The following is a 20,708-nucleotide window of genomic DNA, read 5'->3' as shown; positions in this document are numbered from 1 at the left end:
AACAGGGTGGTCGAAGCGGCCGGACGGTTCGAGAATGCCGGCCATGACCTCCTCATTCATCCGAAGCCGCACACAGATCGGCATCGTCGGAGCCGGCCCTGCCGGGCTCATGCTCTCCCACCTGCTCGCCCGGGCCGGGATCGACTCGGTCGTGATCGATCTGCGCAGCCGCCGGGAGATCGAACAGACGCACCGCGCCGGAATCCTCGAGCAGGACTCCGTCGACCTCCTGGTCGGCACCGGCGTCTCCGCGCGGGTGCACCGGGACGGTCAGCGCCACGACGGCATCGAACTGGCCTTCGGCGGAGGCAGCCACCGCATCGACTTCCAGCACCTGGTCGGCGCCTCGACCCAGCTCTACCCACAGACGGACGTCTTCGTCGACCTCGCCGACGCCCGGGAGCGCGACGGCGGCGACGTCCGGTTCGGCGTCACCGACGTGTCGGTCGACGACATCGTCTCCGACTCGCCCGTCCTGCGCTTCACCGACGCCGACGGCGTCGGCCACGAGGTCCGCGCCGACTTCCTGGTGGGCGCCGACGGATCACGAAGCCTGTGCCGCCGCGAGGTACCGGAAGCGGCACGCACCCAGTACTTCCGCGCCTACCCCTTCGCCTGGTTCGGGATCCTCACCGAGGCACCGCCCAGCGCACCGGAGCTGATCTACAACCACTCCCCGAGAGGCTTCGCGCTGATCAGCCGGCGCACCGAGACCCTCCAGCGGATGTACTTCCAGTGCGACCCCGCGGAGGACGCAGCAGCCTGGTCCGACGACCGGATCTGGGACGAGCTCCAGTCACGGGTCGGGGCCAACGGCCACCGCCTCGAGGAAGGGCCGATCACCTCCAGAACCGTCCTGCCCTTCCGCAGCTTCGTCCAGGAGCCGATGCACCACGGGCGGCTGGTGCTGGCCGGCGATGCCGCGCACACGGTGCCGCCGACCGGTGCCAAGGGCCTCAACCTGGCACTCGCCGACGTGCACGTGTTGGCCCAGGAGCTCGAGAGGGCGGTCGCCCGCGGTGACACCACCCCGCTCACCTCCTACAGCGAGCGGGCACTGCGCCGGGTCTGGAAGGCCCAGCACTTCTCCTACTGGATGACCACCATGCTGCACACGCTGCCGGAGGCAACCCCGTTCGACGTCCGGCGCCAGGAGGGGGAGCTGGCCGCGGTGACCGGTTCCACCGCGGGGTCGACCTACCTCGCCGAGGCGTACACCGGCTGGCCGCAAGGTCGATGACCCGGGTACTGCCCTGTCGGAGGTCGGCTGCGCATCAGTTCGACGCCGTCACCGGCTTCCTCGCCGACCCCGCGCAAGCGGCTTCGCCGCGCTCTGGATCGGCTGCCGGATTCGCGTACCGCCGTTACCCACCTGCCACCTGACGGACGGCTGCCGCTCCTGTTTCGCCGCCCTGCCGCCCGCCCGACCGGCCGGGCGACGCGGCGCGTGATCGTGAACCCGTGGCCGTGAGGAACAGGGGAGGGGGTCCTGCGACGCCCGACCGCGTGGCAGGACCTCTTGGGCGACCCGGGTCGGATGACCGCCGACCTGATCGAGGCAGGCATGTCGCCCGAGACCGGAGCGACGCCCATGGCGACCGCGTCCCTCGCCGCCTCGGACAGGCCGCCGGCCGCATCGGCGTGCAGACCGGAAGAGGCCGCTTCCCGGCCAGCGCCGAGCCGACCGCCGCGGTCACCCGATCGGGACTCCCGTTCGAGCGACAGCCTTCTTGGCGCGTGCAAAAACCACTTACCTGCCGGGGTGCTCCGGCAGGGCGAGCCAGTCCGACCAGGAGATGTCGCGGCCGAGGAAGCGCGGCTGCTCGAACGGCCAGTCGGCGGCGATCCACTGCGGCACCAGCTCGTCGAGGGCCTGCTCGACCTTGCTTCCCACCAGCTCGTCCACCACCCACCAGGAGATCTCGCCGTCCGCGCCGGCCCTCTCCGGCGGGTCGATGTAGACACAGCCGAGCAGAGCTGTCTCCGCCGCGTCGAACAGCGCGTAGTTGAACGACTGGTGTGCCGCGATCTCCTTCTCGTGCCGCAACAGGTCGGCCCGGTCGGCCTCGTAGGTCATGGTGGCCGCGGGCCAGCCCCAGGCCGGGCCGAAGATGGTCCACAGCCGCTCGCGCGAACCCATCACGGCCGGATAGTCGAGCGGGGTGTCCGCCTCCCGGATCGGCCGCAGGTGATGGCCACTGCCCGGCAGCGGTACCAGGACGGGATGGACGAAGTCATCGGGGAGCCAGCTCATGGCGCCCGACCGTAGCAGCGCGCGGCCGTCCGCTCCCCTGGATTTTCCCCCTACACCACCGGGCCCTGCTCTCGTGCCGGGCAGTGCCCGCGATCACCCGATCGAGACCCCCATTTCGATCGACAGACTCCATGACCGGTATGGCAACGGCCTCTCGCGCCTCGGCATTTCAGGCGGCGATGTCCGATGAGGGCTGCCGCACACCCTCCGACAGGGCGTCCGAGAGCCACCTCGGCGGCCTCGGACTCCGTGCCGCGATGTGCGGTGTGGTGGTGGCTTTACGCGTGGACCGGCTCGGCGTGGGCTTTGAGGAGTCCTTCGACGCCGTGCAGGAAGGTTTCGCACACGAGTTCCGGGTCGAAGAGGCAGCCCTCGGCCATGGCGCCGTCACGCAACATCACGAAGTGGCGGGCGGCGGAGTCTGCGGACTGCTCTCGGATCCCGGCCAGGAGTCCGGTGATGGTTTCGAGGAACCACTGGCGGTGCGCGAGGACGGCCTGGTGCACCGGGTGTTCGGGATCGGGGTATTCGGCGACGGCGTTGAGGAAGGCGCACCCGCGGAAGCCGGAGGACCGGATGTGCTGGGCGATGGAGGCGCTGATGGCCCGGATGGCGTCGGCGGCCGGGAGCCCGGCGGCGACGGCTGCGTCGGCCTGGCCGCGCATGGCGAGGTCGGCCTCGTTCAGGTAGGCGACGACGAGGCTTTCCTTGCTCGGGAAGTGGCGGTAGAAGGTGGCTCGTGTCACCTGAGCCTCCGCGACGAGGCGGTCGACGCCGACGGAGTGGATCCCTTCCGCGTAGAACACCTGGCTGGCCGTCCTGAGCAGCCGGGACCGCGCTTCGGACGGCCGTCCTTCGGTTTCACTGCGCACCATGACGTCATGTTAGCAGGTAGAACGTTCGGTCTTGACAGGTTGCGACGACCCCTGCCAGGCTCACGAAGCAGAACGTTCGGTCTCGCAGACAGACCGGCGCGGGAAGCCCTGAGCTTCCGTCTCTTCTTCGCATGCCCTCCGAAAGGATCACCGTGACCACCATCGCCGAACCGTCCCGGACCACCGGGACGGCCTTCGCCCTGCGGCGGCTGTACTTCGTCCGGTTCGCGTTCGCCATCGTCTGGGCCCTCGTGATGTTCACGATGGCCAAGGAGATCACCCCGGTCGCGGCTGCGCTGCTGGTGCTGTATCCGCTGTTCGACGTGGGCGCGGCCGTCATCGACGCGAAGGCGTCGCGCAGCACCCAATCGCCGACGCTCCTCTACGTCAACATGGCCGTCAGCCTCGCCGCGGCCGTCGGCGTGGGTGTCGCCTCCGCCTCCGGCATCCCCGCCGTCCTGCGCGTCTGGGGCGCCTGGGCCATCGTGTCCGGCCTGGTCCAGCTGGTCGTCGCTGTGCCCCGCCGCAAGATGGGTGGCCAGTGGCCGATGATCCTCAGCGGCGGCATCTCCGTTCTGGCCGGCGCCTCGTTCGTCGCCACCGCGGGCGCCGCCGACCCCGCACTCACCAACGCCATCGGCTACGCCGTCCCCGGCGGCATCTTCTTCCTCGTCTCGGCCCTGCGCCTAGGCCGCACCACCCAGAAGGTCTGACACGGACAACCACACGTACGACGTCATCGTGATCTGCGCGGCCCGGTCGGGGGGAACGCCGCCGGCCGGGTGGCGCAGGGCGGGCCGAGGCCGGCCGTCGTCGAGCGGGAACCGGGCAAGCCGGTCAATGAACTGGTCGTGAGCGCCGGTGAGAAGCAGCCGGACAAGGCAATCACCCGCTACGGCCCTGCGGCTTCCTCCGCATCGACGAACTCGGCTCCATGGAACTCGACGGGCACGGCGCCGAACTGCTCTTCCGGGCGCTGACCAAGCGCGAGCCGGCTCTCGGCGGCGCGGCCCCGGGCGACGGTCCTCGCGGAAACACTCAGGCGGGCTGTTCACAAACGCTTCCGGCAGCCTGATCAAGACCACCGGCGTGCGGCGCCCCACCGCCCCGGGGGCGCCGTCGCTCCGGGCAAGGCATGTCAGGCGGCGCGGCGGGGCCCGCTCACCAGCGGCCGTCCGGGGCGTTCGCCGACGCCCGCAGGGCATGGTCGATGAACCGGCGGGTCGCCTGCGGCAGGGCGCGCCCGGTGAGCCAGGCGATGCCGATGTCCCGGGCACCGTGCACGTCGGTGATCTCCAGGTAGCGGATCGGGAAGCGGGGTGTGGCCGCCGTGTCCGGCGACGACGGGATCAGGGAGACACCCAGGCCCGCGGCGACCAGACCGCGCAGGGTCTGCACCTCCTCGCCCTCGAAGGCGACCCGCGGCGCGAAACCGGCCTCCCGGCACAGCTCCTCGGTGACGCTGCGCAGCCCGTAGCCGGGCTTGAGCAGGATGAACGGCTCGTCGGCGACCTCCGCCAGCCGCACCCGGCGGTGCCGGGCCAGGCGGTGCCCGGTGGGCACGGCCAGCCACAGCGGCTCGACCAGGAGCCGCCGCCAGGTGATCAGCGGGTGGCCCGGATCACCGCTGGTGATCATCAGGTCCGCGGTGGCGTCGAGGAGGTGCTGGACCAAGCCGCTCTCCCCGTGCTGGTGCAGCTCGAAACGCGCCCCGGGATACTCCTCGCGGAACCCGGTCACCAGCCCGGGCACCAGCCACGTGCCCAGGGTGTGCAGAAAGGCCAGGGACACCAGGCCCGTGTCCGGGTCGACGACCTCGGCCACCGCCCGCCGCCCCCGGTCGTAGCTGTCCAGGGCGGCATCGACGTACTCCTTGAACACCCGCCCCGCCGGGGTCGGGCGCAGCACCCGCCCGACGCGCTGGAGGAGCTCCGCGCCGACCTCCTCCTCCAGTCGGTGCAGGGCCCGGGACAGGGCGGGCTGGGTGATGCGCGCCTCGGCGGCGGCCTCGGTGACCGTCAGTCCCTCGGCCACGGCCTGGAAGGAACGGAGCACTTGGAGATCCATCGAGGTCATCCTCCCACCGCGCACACCCCCGCGCCCCGGGGCACCGGGCGGGCGGCGGCGGGCGGCACGGCGCCGAGGCTGTGTGCGCTGACGGCGTCGCACAGCCGCTCCGCCGAGGCGATGGTGTCCTCCCAGTCCGGCAGCGCGCGGCCGGGGCGGCCCGGCTCGCCGTGGGCGTAGGCCGCCGCCCGGCGGGCCTCGGCGAGCCGGTGGTAGGCGGTCCGGCGCAGCGCGTGCCGCTGGGCCGGCGCGGCCCCGGGGGCCAGATCGCGGTAGCGGTGGGCGGCGGCAAGGGCCGCCTCGGTCAGCGCGGTGGCCCGCTGTGCGGCGGACCGGGGCCACAGCGCGAAGTGCGCGACCAGGACGATTCCCGCGGCCAGCGCGGTGTCGAGGATCCGCGCCGTGTACAGCGCGCGGTGGTCGCCGAGCAGGTCGACGAGGACGAGCACGATCGCCGTCAGCCCGGTCGTGGCGAGGGCGTAGTGGTGGCGCACACCGACGGCCATCAGCGCGCCGAAGGCGGCGACCGCGCCGATCAGGACGTAGCTGTCGGTCGTCAGCAGGGTCACCGCCCCGATGGCGGCCACTCCTGCGACCGTACCGGCGCAGCGGTGCAGGGCCCGCCGGACGAGGGGACCGAAGTCCGGCTTGTAGACGAAGGCCACCGTCATGGGGAGCCAGTACCCGCGCGGCTCGTGCAGCGCTTCCGCGCACAGCTGGGCGACCAGCACACAGACCGCCAGCAGCACGGTGTAGCGCACCTGGGCGGCCCGCCCGTGCCACTCCACCGTAGGCAGGCGCACCGCGGGCTCGTCAGGGCGGCCCCGACGGGTGTCCGCCGCCAGCTCGGCCAGCGCCCGCACCCCCGGCGAGTCGGGCACCGCGTCCTCCCTCGCCCGTCCTGCGCGGGCGTCCCGCAACTCGCCGGCCGCGGCCGGACCGCCCCGCCGCGGCAGCAGGCGCGCGGCCATCCGCAGCGGTACGTCCGTCACGTGCCGGGGGAGCGGGCGCCCCTCCCACACCAGTGCCGAGGCCACCTCGCCCAGACGGACGCCCGTGTGGAAGGCGCGGCGCAGCGCGGCGAGCTCCGGGTGCGGCCGGGCCGGGCGCGTCAGGTGGCGGCCCATCACCTGGTGGGCCTGGTCGAGCGCCGCGGTCAGCCGGCGGCGCGCGTCCTGTGCCGCGGGCGAACCGGCCGCCGACAGGGCCTGAGAGGCTGCCCGGTACACGGCGAGCACGGCGGCCCGCTCGATGCCGTACCGCCGCCACAGCCACGGCGCCGCCGACATCACGATGACGAGACCCACCCCGGCGAGCAGCGCGAGCGGAGCGCGCCACCACGGCCCCGGCACCGGGATGCCCGAGCCGATGGTGACGCCGAGCAGCAGGTGCATGCCGCAGACGGAGGCGAGCCGGCCGCGCAGACTGACCGAGCCGGCGAGCAGGGCGGAGGCGACCAGGCAGCCGGTCACCGCCGCCGGGTGCCCGCTGCGCAACGCCAGTTCCCCGGCGAGCAGGCCGGCGGCGGCGCTGACGCCCATGCCGCCCAGCCGCCGCACCCGCAGCCGGTAGGGGTCGGAGCCGTCCTGGCTCACTCCCCACAGGGCGCCGATGCCCGCGATCACGGCGGGCACGACGGCCCCGGTCCACAGGCCGACGAGCAGCGGCACCGCCAGTGCGACGGCGCCCCGCACGGCGGCCGCGAGCGGCACCGGGGTCAGCGGGATGCCGTGCGATGCCTTCGTCGTCGGGCCGAGCGGTGCCTTCATCGAGGGGATCGACTCCTTGAGAACGGGGGACAGGTGTGTCCCTTCAAGGGTTGATCGTGAGGACGCATGCGTCCAATGCCGGACGGCAGCGGAAACCATGCACACAGGGCATGGCACGACGATTTCCCGGGCGCTTCGGTGACAGCCCGGCGTGAGAAGAGCGACCGTGGCAGCCGAGGTGAGGGTGTGGATCAGTGTTGGGGTGTGGCGTCGGCCTCCAACTGCCGCTCGATCTCCGCGGCCGGGAAGGGCGTCCGCTTGCTCTCGGTGAGCAGGCGGCGGAAGAAGGAGTCCACGACGACGGTGGGGCGGGCGTGCCGGTCGATGATGGCCGTGATCTCGGGTGGGATGCCGTCAGGTCGCCGGCCCGCGATCCAGTCGTGCAGGAAGATCTCGCGTGCCGTGTCACCGCGGACGCCGTCGAGCAGGCCACCGACCTGCCACCGATGCCCGACCCGAGCGGGGCAGCGGCTGCCACGACCTTCCCGAGCCGCCGGTCGCTCAGCAAGGAGAGCTGAGTGTTCATGGTCACGTAACCAGCCAGGCGCTCGGCACGCTGCAAACCTTGGTCCGGCATCGACGGCTCCTCGGTGCCCGAACCAGGGCTTCGGCAATTCCACGTCGGCTCCGACCTTACGTCGAAGAGGTCGGCCACTCTCAAAGCGACCGCGCGGAGAGCCAAGTTGGGGACGGGCGCGTTCGCCGAACGGTTCCGACCGGCGCCGTTGCTCAAGGAGCGTCGAGGCGATCAGCGGCCCGTCGCTTCGATGGTCCTCCACGCCCCTGAGGGCGGCACGGAGAGAGGAGTCCGCCACTCGAGGTGCCCAAGGGGCCGTGCCGGGTTCCGGCTCGTCGGGTCAAGGGGGCCAAGCCGTCGGTGCACGAAGGGTCCGACCCAAGTCCACCCCGGATAACCCCAGTTCACCAAGGCCTGCGTCAGCCGATCAGGCGTCCGGTGGGCTTCGGCCGCGGCCGCGACACCACCAGGTCGGCCGCCGCACCGCGAACTTCGCTTTCAGAAACTGTTGTTGGCCTCGTTGACACGTCGTGAGCCCAGGCGTTTCACTCGACACCTGTGAATGGCAACGTTGTCAGGCGGCCGGTCGAGGCGCCCGGCACCGAGGCCCTCACCGACGCCCTGCCCTTCGGCACATCAGCACCTGTGCGAAGCACGAAACGCTGCGGAGGCAACCGATGGTCCGACCCCGACGTTCAGCCGCGCCACGTGATCGAAAGAGATTCCGCCAACGCCTGACCCTGATCTCCGTCCTGGGCCTCGCGGCATTCCCGCTCCCGGCGATCGGGGGCGCGTACGCCGCGAGTGCCGCGCCGCCGGCCCTGGTGAAAGATCCCGCGTCCCTCGTCAACCCGCTGATCGGCACCTCCGGAGAGGTGGACACCTTCCCAGGCCCCGACATGCCGGCCGGCATGGTGCAGTGGGGTCCGGACACGACGCCCGACCGGCCCTCGGGCGGCGGCTACGAGTACGACGACAAGAAGATCTCGGGCTTCAGCCTCACCCATGTCTCGGGACCCGGCTGCGGTGTCGCGGGTGACTTGCCCGTCCTTCCGGTGACCGGCACGCTCTCCGGCAACCTCGGCAACGCGTCCGTGGGCTTCAGCCACGCCGACGAGCAGACCGGCATCGGGTCGTACGAGGTCACCGACGCGAACGGCGTCACGACCCGGCTGACCGACACCACCCGCGCCGGCCTGGGCTCCTTCACCTTCCCGGCGGGTGGTCAGGCGAACCTGCTGTTCAAGCTCAGCGGTGGCGCCACCCAGGTGGACGGGACCCGCGTCCAGGTGGTGAACAAGAAGGAGATCAAGGGCTCCGTCGACAGCGGCCACTTCTGCGGCGCGAAGAACCGGTACACCCTGCACTTCGACATCAAGTTCGACCAGCCGTTCACCGGCAGCGGTACCTGGGTCGGCGGCACCATCAACCCCGACGCCACCTCGCTGAAGGCGGGCCAGGTCAGGCAGAACGCGCAGCCGCACCCGTCGAAGCGGCTGAAGGAACAGCACTTCACCGTGCCCGCGGCCCCCTCCCCGACCGTGCACGGCAGCGCCGGCACGTCCTCCGGTACGCCGTCCCCGGCCCCGAGCACCGGCGCCACGCCCTCGCCCTCGACCACGGGCAAGGCCGCCCAGCCGCCCACCACGGGGGCGAACGGGATGTACCTGACCTTCAACACCTCCTCGAACCCCACGGTGAAGGCGAAGGTCGGCATCTCGTACACCAGTGACGCGGGCGCGGCGGACAACCTCGCCACCGAGATCGGGAACTGGAACCTGGACGCGGTGGAGCGGGCGAACCACGACGCCTGGAACGCGGTGCTGGACAGGATCCGGATCGGCGGCGGCACCAAGGACCAGCAGGTGCAGTTCTACACGGCGCTCTACCACGCGCTGCTGCACCCCAACGTCTTCTCGGACGACAACGGCCAGTACATGGGCATGGACAACCAGATCCACAAGCTGGCCAAGGGGCAGCGGGCCCAGTACGCCAACTACTCGGGCTGGGACACCTACCGCTCCCAGACCCAGCTGATGGCGATGGCCGAACCCAAGGTCACCAGCGACGTCGTCACCTCGATGCTCAACGGTTACGACCAGACGGGCCTGCTCCCCAAGTGGGCCTCCAATAACGGCGAGAGCTACGTCATGGTCGGCGACCCGGCGGCCGGCATCATCGCCGACGCGTACGCCTTCGGCGCCCGGAGCTTCGACACGGACAAGGCGCTCGCCGCCCTCCGGCACGAGGCCACCGTCCCGAACAACGACCGCCCCGGCGAGTCGGTGCGCGACGCCAAGGGCTACCTCCCGCTGGACGAGAAGGACTACGGGTGCTGCAACTTCTACGGCCCGGTCTCCACCCAGCTGGAGTACGACTCCGCCGACTACGCCCTCGCCGCCTTCGCCAAGTCGCTGGGCGAGAAGGCCGTTTACCAGAAGTTCGCCGCCCGCGCCCAGGACTGGATGAACGTCTTCAACCCGCAGACCGGGTACATGCAGGCGAAGGACAAGGACGGCCGGTTCGCGGCCGGGTTCACCCCGGGCACCTCCAACGGCTTCGTCGAGGGCACGTCTGCCCAGTACACGCCGATGGTCCCGTTCAACCTGAAGCAGCTCATCCAGGCGCGCGGCGGTGACCAGGCGTATTCGTCCTACCTGGACAGCCTGCTCGACGACATCACCGACCCCGGCAACACCGACGCCAACCTGAGCAACGAGCCCAGTGTGGAGATCCCCTGGGAGTACGACTACACGGGTCAGCCGTGGAAGACCCAGGAGGCCGTCCGCGCCGCCCAGCGGGACCTGTACTTCAACGCCCCGGTCGGCTCCTTCGGCAACGACGACCTCGGCGCGATGAGCTCCTGGTACGTCTGGTCCGAGCTGGGCATGTACCCGGAGACCCCGGGCACCGACACCCTCGTGCTCGGCAGCCCGGCCTTCCCGGTGGCGCAGGTGACGCCCGCCGGCGGCAGGACGGTGCGGATCAACGCGCCGAAGGCGGCGCCCGACGCGCCGTACGTGCAGTCCCTCGACGTCAAGGGCAAGGAGTGGAACGCCCCCTGGCTGACGTACGGGCAGTTCAAGGGCGCGGGCACCCTGGACTTCACCCTCGGCACCCGGCCGGACAAGTCCTGGGCCTCCGACCCGTCGGCGGTGCCGCCGTCGGACACCACGGGCGGGGACCGCGTCCTGGCCGCGGCCGGTCCGACCGGCGACGGCCTGGTGCTCCAGCCGGGCGCCTCCGGTGACGGCACGCTCGGCCTCACCAACCTCGGCGGCAAGGACGTCACCGTCGACTGGAAGGCGACGGCGCCATCGGGTGTCACGCTCGCCCCGGCGACCGGCTCGCTGAAGGTGCCCGCCTCCGGCAGCGCCGAGGCGAAGGTCCACGTCACGGCGGGCACGGCCGAGGGGACGTTCCCCGTCACCTTCGCGCTGACCGACCACGGCACCGGTGCGGCACTGAATGGCGCGACCCTCCGGGTCGCCGTGGCCAAGGCCGGGGAACTGTGGCCGTACGACACCAACGAGGGCATCTACCCCGACGGCGCCACCTTCTCGGGCGGCTTCGACAACGACGGCTGGGCGTTCTCGCAGAACGCGCTGTCGGCGGCCGGCGCCAGGAGCGGCTCCACCCTCACGGTCGACGGCGTCCCCTACACCTGGCCGGCGGTGGCGTCCGGTCAGCTGGACAACCTGGAGATGGCCGGCCAGACCATTCCGATGCCGGCCGGTACGTCGGGAGCGTCACTGGGTCTGCTGGGTACGGCGACCAACGCGCCGACCGACGGCAGCGGGGTCTCGGGCACGCTGACCGTCACCTACACCGACGGCACCACCGACAAGGCGGTGGTCGGCTTCTCGGACTGGACGCTCAACGCCGGTTCCACGAAGCCGATGGCGGGTGACACCACGGCCGTGACGACCGGTTACCGGAACACCGGCAGCGGCGGCCGGGACGGCGTGAAGACCTATGTCTTCGCCACGAAGATCCCGCTCGACGCGGCCAAGCAGGTGGCCTCGATCACCCTGCCGGTGACGGGCTCGTCGGGCAGCGACCACCTGTTCGCCTACGGCTTCGGCCGGTGAGGCCCGCAGGGCACTGACGACGGCGGGCCGCCGCGGCGTGCGTGCGCGCAAGCCCGTCCGCCGCAATGCCGTGCTCACCTCCACAGGTCCTTGCTCGTGCACACGTGCGCGCCCATGTTCCGCTCCATCATCCGCAGCGCGGCGTGAGCGAGGTCCTCGTGGATGTGCGCCACGGCATCCCTGGGAACGATCACGTCGAAGTGACGGATATGGGCGTCGAGAGCCGAGTAGAGCACGCACTGCTCGGTCACCTGCCCGGTGAGCACCAGCCGGTCGATGCCCTGCTGTCGCAGGAGGTACTCCAGCGGGGTCTCGAAGAAGACGGAGTGGCGGGCCTTCACCACGAAGAGGGAGTCTCTGTCGGGTTTCAAGGGCTTCACCAGGTAGCTGTGCGGCCCGCCCAGGGCCTGGTCGAGCAGCTCTCCGTGATGGGATCGCCACTGGCCGAAGTTGTCGTTCACATAGATCACCGGCGCCGAGCGGTCCCGGGCGTGCCCCAGAAGGTCCGCCACGACCGGTACGACGGTCCGGGCCGACGGAATCAGCAGGTCGGCGTCCTTGTGGTCGTACGTGTTGATCATGTCGATGACCAGCAGTGCGGTGTTCTCCATCCGCACCGGGTTCCCAGTTTTCGCGGGTGCGCATCAGCCGGCGGTGCCCTCGGCGGACGCGCGCCGGGTGAACCGCTCCCCTTCCGGTCCGCGCCTTCTTGCGCCCTGGCTGTCGCTCGGCCGGCGGGCCGGTCAGCCCGCGGCGGCCGGCAACGGCACCTCGCCCTCCGGGAACCCCAACTCGTCCAGGGAAGACCGCAGTTGTCGGACATGCCGGGGGGTGAGCCGGCCCATGTCGTCGAGGTGGACGGCACAGGCCGTGGTGGTGTCGACAAGTCGCTCCAGGACGTCCGCGACGGCGTCCGCGCCCGCCGTGTGCCGGGCGAGGGCGGGCAGTTCGGCGGCGGCGAGGGCGATGGCGGTACGGGCCTCGGCGAGGGTGCGGTAGGCCTCCCGGCGCAGCGCCCACCGTTCGGCGCGGTCGTCGTACTCGCCCAGGACGTGCACCAGATAGGCATGCGCGGCACGCCCGGCCGCTGCGAGCCGCGCCCGTACCCTGCCGCCGCGCTTCCCCGGCATCGGGAGATGCCCGGTGATGAGCACGAGCGCGCAGGCCAGCAGGGTCTCGCTGATCCGGCTGACGCAGGCCTGCGGCTCGCCGCCGACCATGACCAGGGCGAGGACGAGGACGGTGACGACGGTGGTCTGCGCGGCGAAGTGCCGGGTGGCGACGGGAACAAGCGCCCCGCACACCGCGACCAGTGCGATCAGCCCGGCGGGCCGGGGCAGCAGCGCGGCCGGCCCCGCGAACACCAGGGCGCCCAGCACGGTCCCGGCGGCCCGGCACAGCACTCGGGAAGCCAGCGGCCCGAGGTCGGGCTTGACGAGGAAGGCGGCGGTGGCGGGCAGCCAGTACCAGTGCTGGCCGTGCCAGCGGGTGTGGTGCAGCGCCTGAGCGATGGCGGTGCCGGCCCCGAAGCAGAGGCAGACCCGCCACCCGTACTCGCGGCCGCCGCTGCCGATCGCCGCGCGCAGTGCGTTCCGGGCACTTGGCCGGCGCCCGACCAGCCGCCGGGCGGCGCCCTCACCCCGGTCGAAGGCATCGGCCGCGCGCAGCAGGGCCTCGTCGAGGGCGCGCAGGGCGGCGTCCGACCGATGGGGGGCCGGCAGCGGGCCGGGGCCGGTGTTGCCGCGGACCGCGGCGGCGAGCCGCCGGGGCCCTTCCGAGGCCCGCGCCGACACCGGCTTTCCCGACCAGAACAGAGCGGTGGCGGCCTCGGCGAGGGGCAGCGCGGCCGCGAACTGCGCGTGCAACCGGCGCTCGGTGGCCGAGCCGGCGTACCGGCGCAGCCGGGGCCCGGCGAGGGCGTCCTGGGCATGGTCGAGGGCCGCGGTGAGCGCGGCCCGCCGCGCGGTGGCATGTTCACCGCCCACGGCGTCGAGGAGCGCGGCGACAGCGTCGTACACCTCGGCCACCGCCGTCCTCTCCCCGTCGAACCGGAAGTCCCCGGCGAACGAACCGGGCGTGGGCAGAGCGAGCCGCAGCACGAGCAGCCAGCCGGCCCCGGCGAGGAAGGCGAACGCCCGTTGCCAGCCGCTCTCGGCCGCCGGCATACCGGCGCCGATCGCGGCACCGACGAGCAGTTGCGTTCCCGCGGCGGACGCGACGGCCCCGACCGCGCTGATGCTCCCGGCGACCAGCCCGAGCAGGGTGAGCACCAGGGTCAGCGGTACGGCGGCCAGATCTCGCCCCGCATACGTCCCCGCGAGCAGCCCGAGCGCCCCCGCGAGCGCGGGTACCCCGAGCCGCTCGACGGAGGCCCGGCGGCTGCCGGGCCGGTCGTTGATGCCGGCGAGCATCGCCGCGATGGCGGCGAGGACACCGGGAGCGGTGTGTCCCGTACCGACGCCGGCGAGCAGCAGCGGCCCGGCGGCGAGCGCACCTCGGGTCACCGCGCTCCAGGGCACGGGACCGCGCTGGGCGCGCAGGGCGTGAGCGAGCCAGAGGGGTGCGGCGGGCCGGGACACGGGGCTCCTGTCGTACGCGGGCGGGCTGTGCGTTGCCTTCGGACGACGGTGGCCGGGTGTGCTGCGCTTCCACGGTAGAGGGCGTTCTCGGTGGGAACGCGGCGATCACGTTTCGGGAACGTGAAAAGTGTCCGCTGCGGCCGGTTCCCTCGAGGCCGGCGAGCAGCCGGAGCACGAAGTCGTGCGCCAGGGCAGGTGGCGGGACCGAACTGCTCGCGCCAGGCCGCAGGATGCCGCGCGGTGGCCGGCTGGTGCGGTGGACCGCCCTTCCGGTGCGCCGCGGGCTCGCTCGGGCCGCCGATGGCCGCCGGCGGATAGTGTGATCGTCGGTGCCGGGCGAACGGGCGTGGGGGACCGTCACCCCTTCGCGGCGCGCGGCGGCCTGCGGACCGGAGACGCGGCGTGGACTTTCAGTCCGGACCGGGCGCCGCTTCCGCAAGAACGCCAGGTCGGAGGCGGGTATGCGAAAGCCCGGCGCGCCGCGTCGCGCTCCGTTCCCCGGCCGCCCGGTCAGGCCGCCGAGTACGGCAGGAGTGCGCCGTCGATCCGCTCCCAGGCCGATTTGAGTTCGGCGAGCAGCGCGGGCCGGTCGGCGGCGAGGTCGGCCTGCTCGCGGGCGTCCGCGGCGAGGTCGTACAAGTGGTCCCTGCCCTGGGCGTCCTGGTAGTACTTCCATCCGCCGCGCCGCAGTGCGCGGTTGCCGCGCACCCGCCAGAACAGGTCGCGTTGCGGGACGTCCTCCCCGCGCAGCAGATATCCGGCGAGGCTGTGCCCGTCCAGCGGGTACTCCGGGTCCGGCCGGGCCCCGCCCAATTCCAGCAGGGTGGCGGTCCAGTCGGGGGAGTAGACGGGTTCGTGACTGACCTGGTGACCGTCGACGGCGGCCGGCCAGCGCAGCACGGTCGGCACCCGGATGCCGCCCTCCAGCAGTTCGGACTTGCCGCCGCTGAGCGGCCACTGGTAGGAGAAGCGCTCGCCGCCGTTGTCGCTGGCGAAGACGACGACGGTGTTCTCCTCCTGCCCGGAGCGGCGTAGCGCGGCGAGCACCTCGCCGATCGACGCGTCCAGGTTCTCCACCATCTCCCTGTACTTGTCCACCGAGCCGCCGTCGGTGTGCTGGAGGGCACCGAGGACGTTCCCCGCGCGGATCTTCGCGGCGATCTCGGCGGCCGTCTCCTCGTCGCCCTCGGTCAGCCACGGCCAGTGCGGGGTGGTGAAGTTGAGGTTCAGCAGCCAGGGCCGGTCGTGCCGGCGGCCCACGTAGTCCACCGCCCGCTCGGTCAGGACGGTGGTGTAGTAGCGCAGGTCCTTGTAGGTGGCATCGCCCTCGTACAGGTCGTAGTCGCCGAGCTGGCCGAGTTTCGAGAAGTACTCCAGTGCGCCGCCGAAGTTCCCGAAGAACTCGTCCCAGCCGGACTTGGTGGGGCTGTAATCCGGAAGCCAGCCGCAGTGCCACTTGCCGATCAGCGCGGTCGCGTATCCGGCCTGCTTCAACAGCGAGGCCACGGTGGGGTGGTGAGGATCGAGGCCCTGCGTCCTGCTGCCGATGGGCTCGGCCAGCCCGCCCTTGGTGCGGCCGGGATAGCGGCCGGTGTAGAGGCTGAACCGGGTGGGGGAGCAGGTCGCCGAGCCGGAGTAGGCGTCCGTGAAGCGCACTCCTTGGCGGGCCAGCCGGTCGAGGTTCGGGGTGCGGATGTGCGGGGCGCCGTAGCAGGAGAGGTCGGCCCAGCCCATGTCGTCGCCGAGGATGAACAGGAAGTTGGGCCGCCGTCCGGGCCGGTACCCGCTCCTGGCCCGGAAGGGCCGCTCGGCCGCTTCCCGCGTGGTCGCGGACGACGCCGCGGCGGCCGGGCCGGCGACGGCGGTGAGCGCACCACCGCCCACCAGACCACCGAAGGTGCGACGGGAAACACGTGATATGTCGGGCATGAGGCATCCTTGTTCGGGCGGCCCTCGTGACGGGACGCGGATCAGCGGGCGGTGCACCACCGCGCACACCTCACGGCGCCGGCGTTCAAGGGCCGTGTGCGTGTGAGGGGATGCGGAAGGGGTGCGGGAATCAGCCCCCGTGCACGGGAATCCCGGATCACCAGGGGTGACCCGGAGGCTGGTCACCAGTGAGTGGTCCCCCGGGGGGCGAAGAGCTCTGTGGGCTCAGCGACAGAGGGCGCTGGACTGCCGGCACAGGTCGACGTGCCGCCGCTCCACGAGCGCGGCATGCGCACGTCGACGATCGGCCGGCAGTCTCATGGCCAGGGAGGCTGCCAGCGGGGGAAGCGCCGCGTCAAGCGACGTCCGCACAGTGGGACGTCCGACCGGAGAGTGCAATCCGCTCGTGATCCGTGAACCCCTGTTCACGCTACGCGCGTTGACCATAGGCTCCGCACAGCTTCAACCGCCTCGTAGCCACAGAGGGAGACCCATGACCCACCCGACCAAGCCGAGACGGCGCGTCCTCCGGATGCTCGGAGCCGGCGCTGCTCTGGTCACGGCCGGTGCGCTGGCCGCCGCCACCCCAGCAAGCGGATCACCGGCGGCCCACCGAGGGCTCGGCGGGCACAGCGGCCGCACCGTCGATGTCCAACTGCTGTCGTTCAACGACTTCCACGGGAATCTGGAGCCGCCGGCAGGTTCCTCCGGGCAGGTCACCGAGACCGGGCTGGACGGCACGACGAAGAAGATCGACGCAGGTGGCGTCGAGTACCTCGCGACCTCGCTGCGCACGGCGCGCGAGGGCCACCCGTACAGTGTCACGGCGGCGGCCGGCGACGTGATCGGTGCGAGCCCCCTGCTGTCGGGCCTGTTCCACGACGAGCCGACCGTCGAGGCGATGAACAAGCTCGACCTGGACGTGACGAGCGTCGGCAACCACGAGTTCGACGAGGGCGCGACCGAACTCGCCCGTATGCAGAACGGCGGCTGCCACCCCAAGGACGGCTGCTACGAGCCCGGTCGGACCTTCAAGGGCGCCGACTACCCCTATCTCGCCGCTAACGTGACGAACGAGAAGACCGGCAAGCCGATCCTCAAGCCCTACTGGGTGTGGAAGCACGACGGTGTGAAGATCGGCTTCATCGGCGTGACGCTGGAGGGCACACCGGACATCGTCACCGCCGAGGGTGTCAAGGGGCTGAAGTTCCGGAACGAGGTCGAGACGGTCGACAAGTACGCGGACATCCTCGACAAGCAGGGCGTGAAGTCGATCGTCGCGCTCATCCACGAGGGCGGCGAGCCCGCCTCCGCCTCGTACGACTACGACTACGACTGCGACTCCCCGGGCGCCGGCGACGGCATCTCCGGGCCGATCGTCGACATCGCGAAGCACATCACGCCCAAGGTGGACGCCCTGGTCACCGGTCACACGCACCAGGCGTACGTCTGCACCATCCCCGACCCGTCCGGCCGGCCGCGCATGGTCACCTCCGCGTCCTCGTACGGCAAGCTGTACACCGACACCACGCTGACCTACGACCGCCGGACCCGCGACATCGTCCGCACCAGCGTGCAGTCCGGGAACCACGTGGTCAGCCGCACCCAGCCGAAGGCCGCCGACATGACGGCGCTGATCTCGCGCTGGAACGCGCTGGCCGCGCCGGTGGCCAACCGGCCCGTCGGCTACATCTCCGGCGACATCAACGGGCGCGGGGCGACCACTCCCGAGTCCCCGCTCGGCGACCTGATCGCGGACGCGCAGCTCGCACACGCCAAGTCCCTCGACCCCAAGGCCGCGTTGGCGCTGATGAACCCCGGCGGCATCCGCTCCGATCTGGTGCACAAGGCGAGCGGCGGCGAGGGCGACGGCGTGGTGACGTACGGCGAGGCGTTCACGGTCCAGCCCTTCAGCAACACGGTGAACCTGGTGGACCTCACCGGAGCGCAGTTGATCACCGCGCTCCAGCAGCAGGTCAGCGGTCCCAACGAAGCCTCGCCGAAGATCCTGCAGATATCCACGGGCCTGACGTACACGCTGGACCTCACCAAGTCGGGCGCGGCCCGCGTGGTCACCGACTCCGTCCGGCTGAACGGGGCCGCGATCGACCCGGCGGCCACCTACCGCGTCGCGATGAACTCCTTCCTCGCGGGCGGCGGCGACGGCTTCACCGAACTGGGCAAGGGGAAGAATCCGCTGGTCGGCGCGGACGATCTGAAGGCGTTCAACGACTATCTGACGGCCAACTCGTCGGCGAACAGGCCGATCGCGCCCCCGGCGGCCGACCGGATCACGGTCGTGAAGTAGGCGCGCGAGCGGAGAAGCGAGCGCGTGAGGCACGGGCGCCCCACGGCGTCCGTGCCGGCTCCTCGAAACCGCGTCGTGAAGCTGGTTCCGCGGCTGCCTTGGGCCTTCGGAAAGAGCCGGCCGGTTCCCGCGGCTCCACCAGCCGCCGGGGGAAGTCCTCGCGGGCGGCGGCCTCGTACCGCTACGGCCCGGAGTCCCGGGACCGGGCCCGGCCCCTGCCCTCGAACCCCGCCGAGCCCGGACCGAGCGCGTCCGCGCGGACGTCGCGCGGCCTCCGCTCCCGGCCGAGTACGGCGACGGATCTCCGCCGCGCGTCGTGTCCGTCGGCCGAGGTGGCCGCCAAGGAGGCAGGGCCGGCCCGGACCAGCCGACTGGTCGACTCCGACCTCGGCCACGACGCCGAGCTGCTCGAGAAGTCGCTCAGGGAGCACAGCCGGCAGGCACCTGCCGAGTAGTCGAGGACGGGCAGGCGGCCCGTCCCTCCGGGCCGCCCCCGCCTCCCAGCCTGCCCGGGGTGCGCCACCACCGGCACGGCCTCCGCCGAACCGCTCGGGGTCTGAGGGAGGCTCGGTTCCCTGAGGGGATCGAGGTGATTCGGGCAGACGCCTGTGCCGAGCGCGAACAGGGACGTCGGCGGTTGCGTGAGGACGACGGTGAGCAGCCGGTGACCAGCGTCGGAGACGCGTTCCTTGATCGGTGGCCGTCCGGTACGGAAAATCGGCTGATCGATCGGTGAAGGGTTGTTTCGCGTCGGAGGTCGACGGGGACCCGCACCGCACACCGTCGGAGCGCCGAAGCTCCGCCCGAGAACCACCGTTCCACCTGATCCGGGTGAACGGCCCGCAGAGGCGTGCCGGAGCCACGGACACCGTCGTGGTACTTGCGAGAGTCAGGCTCTTTGCGTCGTCTCATCACCGCCGTGCCGCGGTCATGCCGTGACACCGAGAGAAGTCATCATGAAGGCAGCGGTATACGAAGGACCGCGGACGGTCACAGTGAAGGACGTACCGGACGCGAAGATCGAGCATCCCTGCGACATCATCGTCAAGATCACCGCCACCAACATCTGCGGTTCGGACCTGCACATGTACGAGGGCCGCACCTCGTTCGAGTCCGGCCGCACCCTGGGGCACGAGAACATGGGGCAGGTGGTGGAGGTCGGCTCGGCCGTCCGCAAGGTGCGGGTCGGCGAGTATGTGGTCCTGCCCTTCAACATCGCCTGCGGCTTCTGCAAGCAGTGCGAGCGGGGTCTGACCAACTACTGCCTGACCATGCAGCCGGAACCGTCCCTCGCGGGAGCCGCCTTCGGATTCGCCGACATGGGCCCCTACCAGGGCGGCCAGGCGGAGCTGCTGCGCGTGCCCTACGGCGACTTCAACGCGCTGCGTCTGGGGGAGGACGCCGCCGAGCGGCAGACCGACTACGTGATGCTCGCCGACATCTTCCCGACCGGCTATCACGCCACCGAGATGGCCCACGTCAAACCGGGCGACCAGACCATCGTCTTCGGGGCCGGTCCCGTCGGGCTGATGGCGGCCTACTCCGCCCTCCTCAAGGGTGCCGGCCGCGTCTGGACGGCCGATCACCATCCCGACCGGCTGCGCAAGGCGGAGGAGATCGGGGCCATCCCGATCAACACCGCCGAGCAGAACCCGGCGGAGGTCGTCAAGGAGGCCACCCTCGGTCTGGGCGCCGACAACGGCTGCGAATGCGTCGGCTACCAGGCGCACGACCCCCAGGGACACGAGGACGCCAGTCTCACGCTCAACGGCCTGATCGACTCGGTCAGGTTCACGGGCGACATCGGCGTGGTGGGTGTCTTCCTGCCCCAGGACCCCGGCGGCGCGAAGGCCCAGGGCGAGCTGGAGGCGCAGGGCAAGGTGCCGATCGATTTCGGGATGATGTGGTTCAAGGGGCAGCACATGGGGACCGGGCAGGCGCCGGTGAAGAAGTACAACCGGGCGCTGCGGGACCTGATCGCCGGCGGGAAGGCGAAGCCGAGCTTCGTCGTCTCCCACGAGCTCAGCCTGGACGAGGCCCCCACCGCCTACGAGCACTTCGACGCCCGTGACGAAGGCTGGACCAAGGTGGTCCTGCATCCCGACGGACACGGCAACGGTCACAAGCGGTAAAGGAACCAGCGCCGCGGGCCGCCCGCCCTCCGGGACCGGCCGGCCGACAAGTGGCGTCCAGCCCCGGCTTCGGCCGGGGCTGGGCGGGCCGTCGTCGCCTGCGGGACAGGGCGCTCGTCGAGCCCGGGGCGCGCATCACGTGTCAGACGGTTCGAGTCGTGGCGGTGTCGCGGAGGAGTCTGGCGAA

14 protein-coding genes and 2 pseudogenes are annotated in these 20,708 nt (G+C 71.6%); 7 read left to right on the top strand and 9 right to left on the bottom strand.

What is annotated here, in order from left to right; genetic code table 11:
• Positions 1-43: 43 nt before the first annotated feature.
• Positions 44-1,240 carry a 4-hydroxybenzoate 3-monooxygenase gene (locus tag FRZ03_RS22280; RefSeq protein ID WP_146466921.1) on the top strand — a complete coding sequence of 399 codons (1,197 nt, stop codon included), beginning with the start codon at positions 44-46 and terminating at the stop codon, positions 1,238-1,240.
• Positions 1,241-1,750: 510 nt separating this feature from the next.
• Here FRZ03_RS22280 and FRZ03_RS22270 read toward each other — a convergent pair.
• Together FRZ03_RS22270 and FRZ03_RS22265 are read right to left on the bottom strand one after the other, a co-directional pair.
• Positions 1,751-2,254 carry a GNAT family N-acetyltransferase gene (locus tag FRZ03_RS22270; RefSeq protein ID WP_146466919.1) on the bottom strand — a complete coding sequence of 168 codons (504 nt, stop codon included), beginning with the start codon at positions 2,252-2,254 and terminating at the stop codon, positions 1,751-1,753.
• A 278-nt stretch (positions 2,255-2,532) separates the two neighbouring features.
• Positions 2,533-3,129 carry a TetR/AcrR family transcriptional regulator gene (locus FRZ03_RS22265; protein WP_146466918.1) on the bottom strand — a complete coding sequence of 199 codons (597 nt, stop codon included), beginning with the start codon at positions 3,127-3,129 and terminating at the stop codon, positions 2,533-2,535.
• A 152-nt stretch (positions 3,130-3,281) separates the two neighbouring features.
• On the opposite strand from FRZ03_RS22265, the gene FRZ03_RS22260 reads away from it, so the two are divergent.
• Both FRZ03_RS22260 and FRZ03_RS40475 read left to right on the top strand, forming a co-directional pair.
• Complete coding sequence (locus tag FRZ03_RS22260) at positions 3,282-3,842, top strand: DUF308 domain-containing protein (RefSeq protein ID WP_146466917.1); 561 nt, start codon at positions 3,282-3,284, stop codon at positions 3,840-3,842.
• 117 nt (positions 3,843-3,959) lie between these two features.
• A pseudogene (locus FRZ03_RS40475) lies at positions 3,960-4,120 on the top strand (IS21-like element helper ATPase IstB); the annotation flags it as partial.
• A 170-nt stretch (positions 4,121-4,290) separates the two neighbouring features.
• On the opposite strand, the gene FRZ03_RS22255 reads toward FRZ03_RS40475, so the two are convergent.
• The 3 genes and pseudogenes from FRZ03_RS22255 to FRZ03_RS22245 form a co-directional block, all read right to left on the bottom strand.
• Positions 4,291-5,196 carry a LysR family transcriptional regulator gene (locus FRZ03_RS22255; RefSeq protein ID WP_146466916.1) on the bottom strand — a complete coding sequence of 302 codons (906 nt, stop codon included), beginning with the start codon at positions 5,194-5,196 and terminating at the stop codon, positions 4,291-4,293.
• 5 nt (positions 5,197-5,201) lie between these two features.
• Positions 5,202-6,965 (bottom strand): FUSC family protein, encoded by a 1,764-nt coding sequence (locus FRZ03_RS22250; protein ID WP_146466915.1) that lies wholly within the window; start codon positions 6,963-6,965, stop codon positions 5,202-5,204.
• A 191-nt stretch (positions 6,966-7,156) separates the two neighbouring features.
• Positions 7,157-7,393, bottom strand: a pseudogene (locus FRZ03_RS22245) (hypothetical protein); the annotation flags it as partial.
• Positions 7,394-8,306: 913 nt separating this feature from the next.
• On the opposite strand from FRZ03_RS22245, the gene FRZ03_RS22240 reads away from it, so the two are divergent.
• Positions 8,307-11,573, top strand: a complete 3,267-nt coding sequence (locus FRZ03_RS22240) for a lectin (protein WP_261399297.1) — start codon at positions 8,307-8,309, stop codon at positions 11,571-11,573.
• A 74-nt stretch (positions 11,574-11,647) separates the two neighbouring features.
• Here the strand turns inward: FRZ03_RS22240 and FRZ03_RS22235 are convergent, their stop codons facing one another.
• From FRZ03_RS22235 to FRZ03_RS41260, 4 genes are all read right to left on the bottom strand, one after another.
• Complete coding sequence (locus tag FRZ03_RS22235) at positions 11,648-12,184, bottom strand: cysteine hydrolase family protein (protein ID WP_146466913.1); 537 nt, start codon at positions 12,182-12,184, stop codon at positions 11,648-11,650.
• A 132-nt stretch (positions 12,185-12,316) separates the two neighbouring features.
• A complete protein-coding gene (locus FRZ03_RS22230) occupies positions 12,317-14,152 on the bottom strand; it encodes an FUSC family protein (protein ID WP_186785559.1) in 1,836 nt (611 codons plus the stop codon).
• A 510-nt stretch (positions 14,153-14,662) separates the two neighbouring features.
• The gene (locus FRZ03_RS22225) at positions 14,663-16,081 is read right to left on the bottom strand and encodes a sulfatase family protein (RefSeq protein WP_146466912.1); all 1,419 of its coding nucleotides are present in this window, start codon (positions 16,079-16,081) and stop codon (positions 14,663-14,665) included.
• Positions 16,082-16,306: 225 nt separating this feature from the next.
• On the bottom strand, positions 16,307-16,402 hold the full coding sequence (locus FRZ03_RS41260; protein ID WP_398660882.1) for a putative leader peptide: 96 nt from the start codon (positions 16,400-16,402) through the stop codon (positions 16,307-16,309).
• Positions 16,403-16,574: 172 nt separating this feature from the next.
• Here FRZ03_RS41260 and FRZ03_RS22220 point away from each other — a divergent pair, with 172 nt between their 5' ends.
• From FRZ03_RS22220 to FRZ03_RS22215, 3 genes are all read left to right on the top strand, one after another.
• A complete protein-coding gene (locus FRZ03_RS22220; protein WP_146466911.1) occupies positions 16,575-18,389 on the top strand; it encodes a bifunctional metallophosphatase/5'-nucleotidase in 1,815 nt (604 codons plus the stop codon).
• A 332-nt stretch (positions 18,390-18,721) separates the two neighbouring features.
• Positions 18,722-18,844, top strand: a complete 123-nt coding sequence (locus FRZ03_RS40470) for a hypothetical protein (RefSeq protein ID WP_261399296.1) — start codon at positions 18,722-18,724, stop codon at positions 18,842-18,844.
• Positions 18,845-19,345: 501 nt separating this feature from the next.
• Entirely contained in the window at positions 19,346-20,521 is a 1,176-nt protein-coding gene (locus FRZ03_RS22215; protein ID WP_146466910.1) for a glutathione-independent formaldehyde dehydrogenase, read from the top strand.
• Positions 20,522-20,708 lie beyond the last annotated feature (187 nt).

Source organism: Streptomyces misionensis, from assembly GCF_007896895.1.
Taxonomy (GTDB): Bacteria; Actinomycetota; Actinomycetes; order Streptomycetales; family Streptomycetaceae; genus Streptomyces; species Streptomyces misionensis_A.
Note: the sequence above shows the minus strand (reverse complement) of the source record. Positions and strands in the feature narration are given on the sequence as shown.

Bases quoted from the DNA above. Each gene is read 5' to 3' on its own strand.
- FRZ03_RS22280 (WP_146466921.1), top strand. From the start codon at position 44: ATGACCTCCTCATTCATCCGAAGCCGCACACAGATCGGCATCGTCGGA.
- FRZ03_RS22270 (WP_146466919.1), bottom strand. From the start codon at position 2,254: ATGAGCTGGCTCCCCGATGACTTCGTCCATCCCGTCCTGGTACCGCTG.
- FRZ03_RS22265 (WP_146466918.1), bottom strand. From the start codon at position 3,129: ATGGTGCGCAGTGAAACCGAAGGACGGCCGTCCGAAGCGCGGTCCCGG.
- FRZ03_RS22255 (WP_146466916.1), bottom strand. From the start codon at position 5,196: ATGGATCTCCAAGTGCTCCGTTCCTTCCAGGCCGTGGCCGAGGGACTG.
- FRZ03_RS22250 (WP_146466915.1), bottom strand. From the start codon at position 6,965: ATGAAGGCACCGCTCGGCCCGACGACGAAGGCATCGCACGGCATCCCG.
- FRZ03_RS22235 (WP_146466913.1), bottom strand. From the start codon at position 12,184: ATGGAGAACACCGCACTGCTGGTCATCGACATGATCAACACGTACGAC.
- FRZ03_RS22225 (WP_146466912.1), bottom strand. From the start codon at position 16,081: ATGCCCGACATATCACGTGTTTCCCGTCGCACCTTCGGTGGTCTGGTG.
- FRZ03_RS41260 (WP_398660882.1), bottom strand. From the start codon at position 16,402: ATGAGACTGCCGGCCGATCGTCGACGTGCGCATGCCGCGCTCGTGGAG.
- FRZ03_RS22220 (WP_146466911.1), top strand. From the start codon at position 16,575: ATGACCCACCCGACCAAGCCGAGACGGCGCGTCCTCCGGATGCTCGGA.
- FRZ03_RS22215 (WP_146466910.1), top strand. From the start codon at position 19,346: ATGAAGGCAGCGGTATACGAAGGACCGCGGACGGTCACAGTGAAGGAC.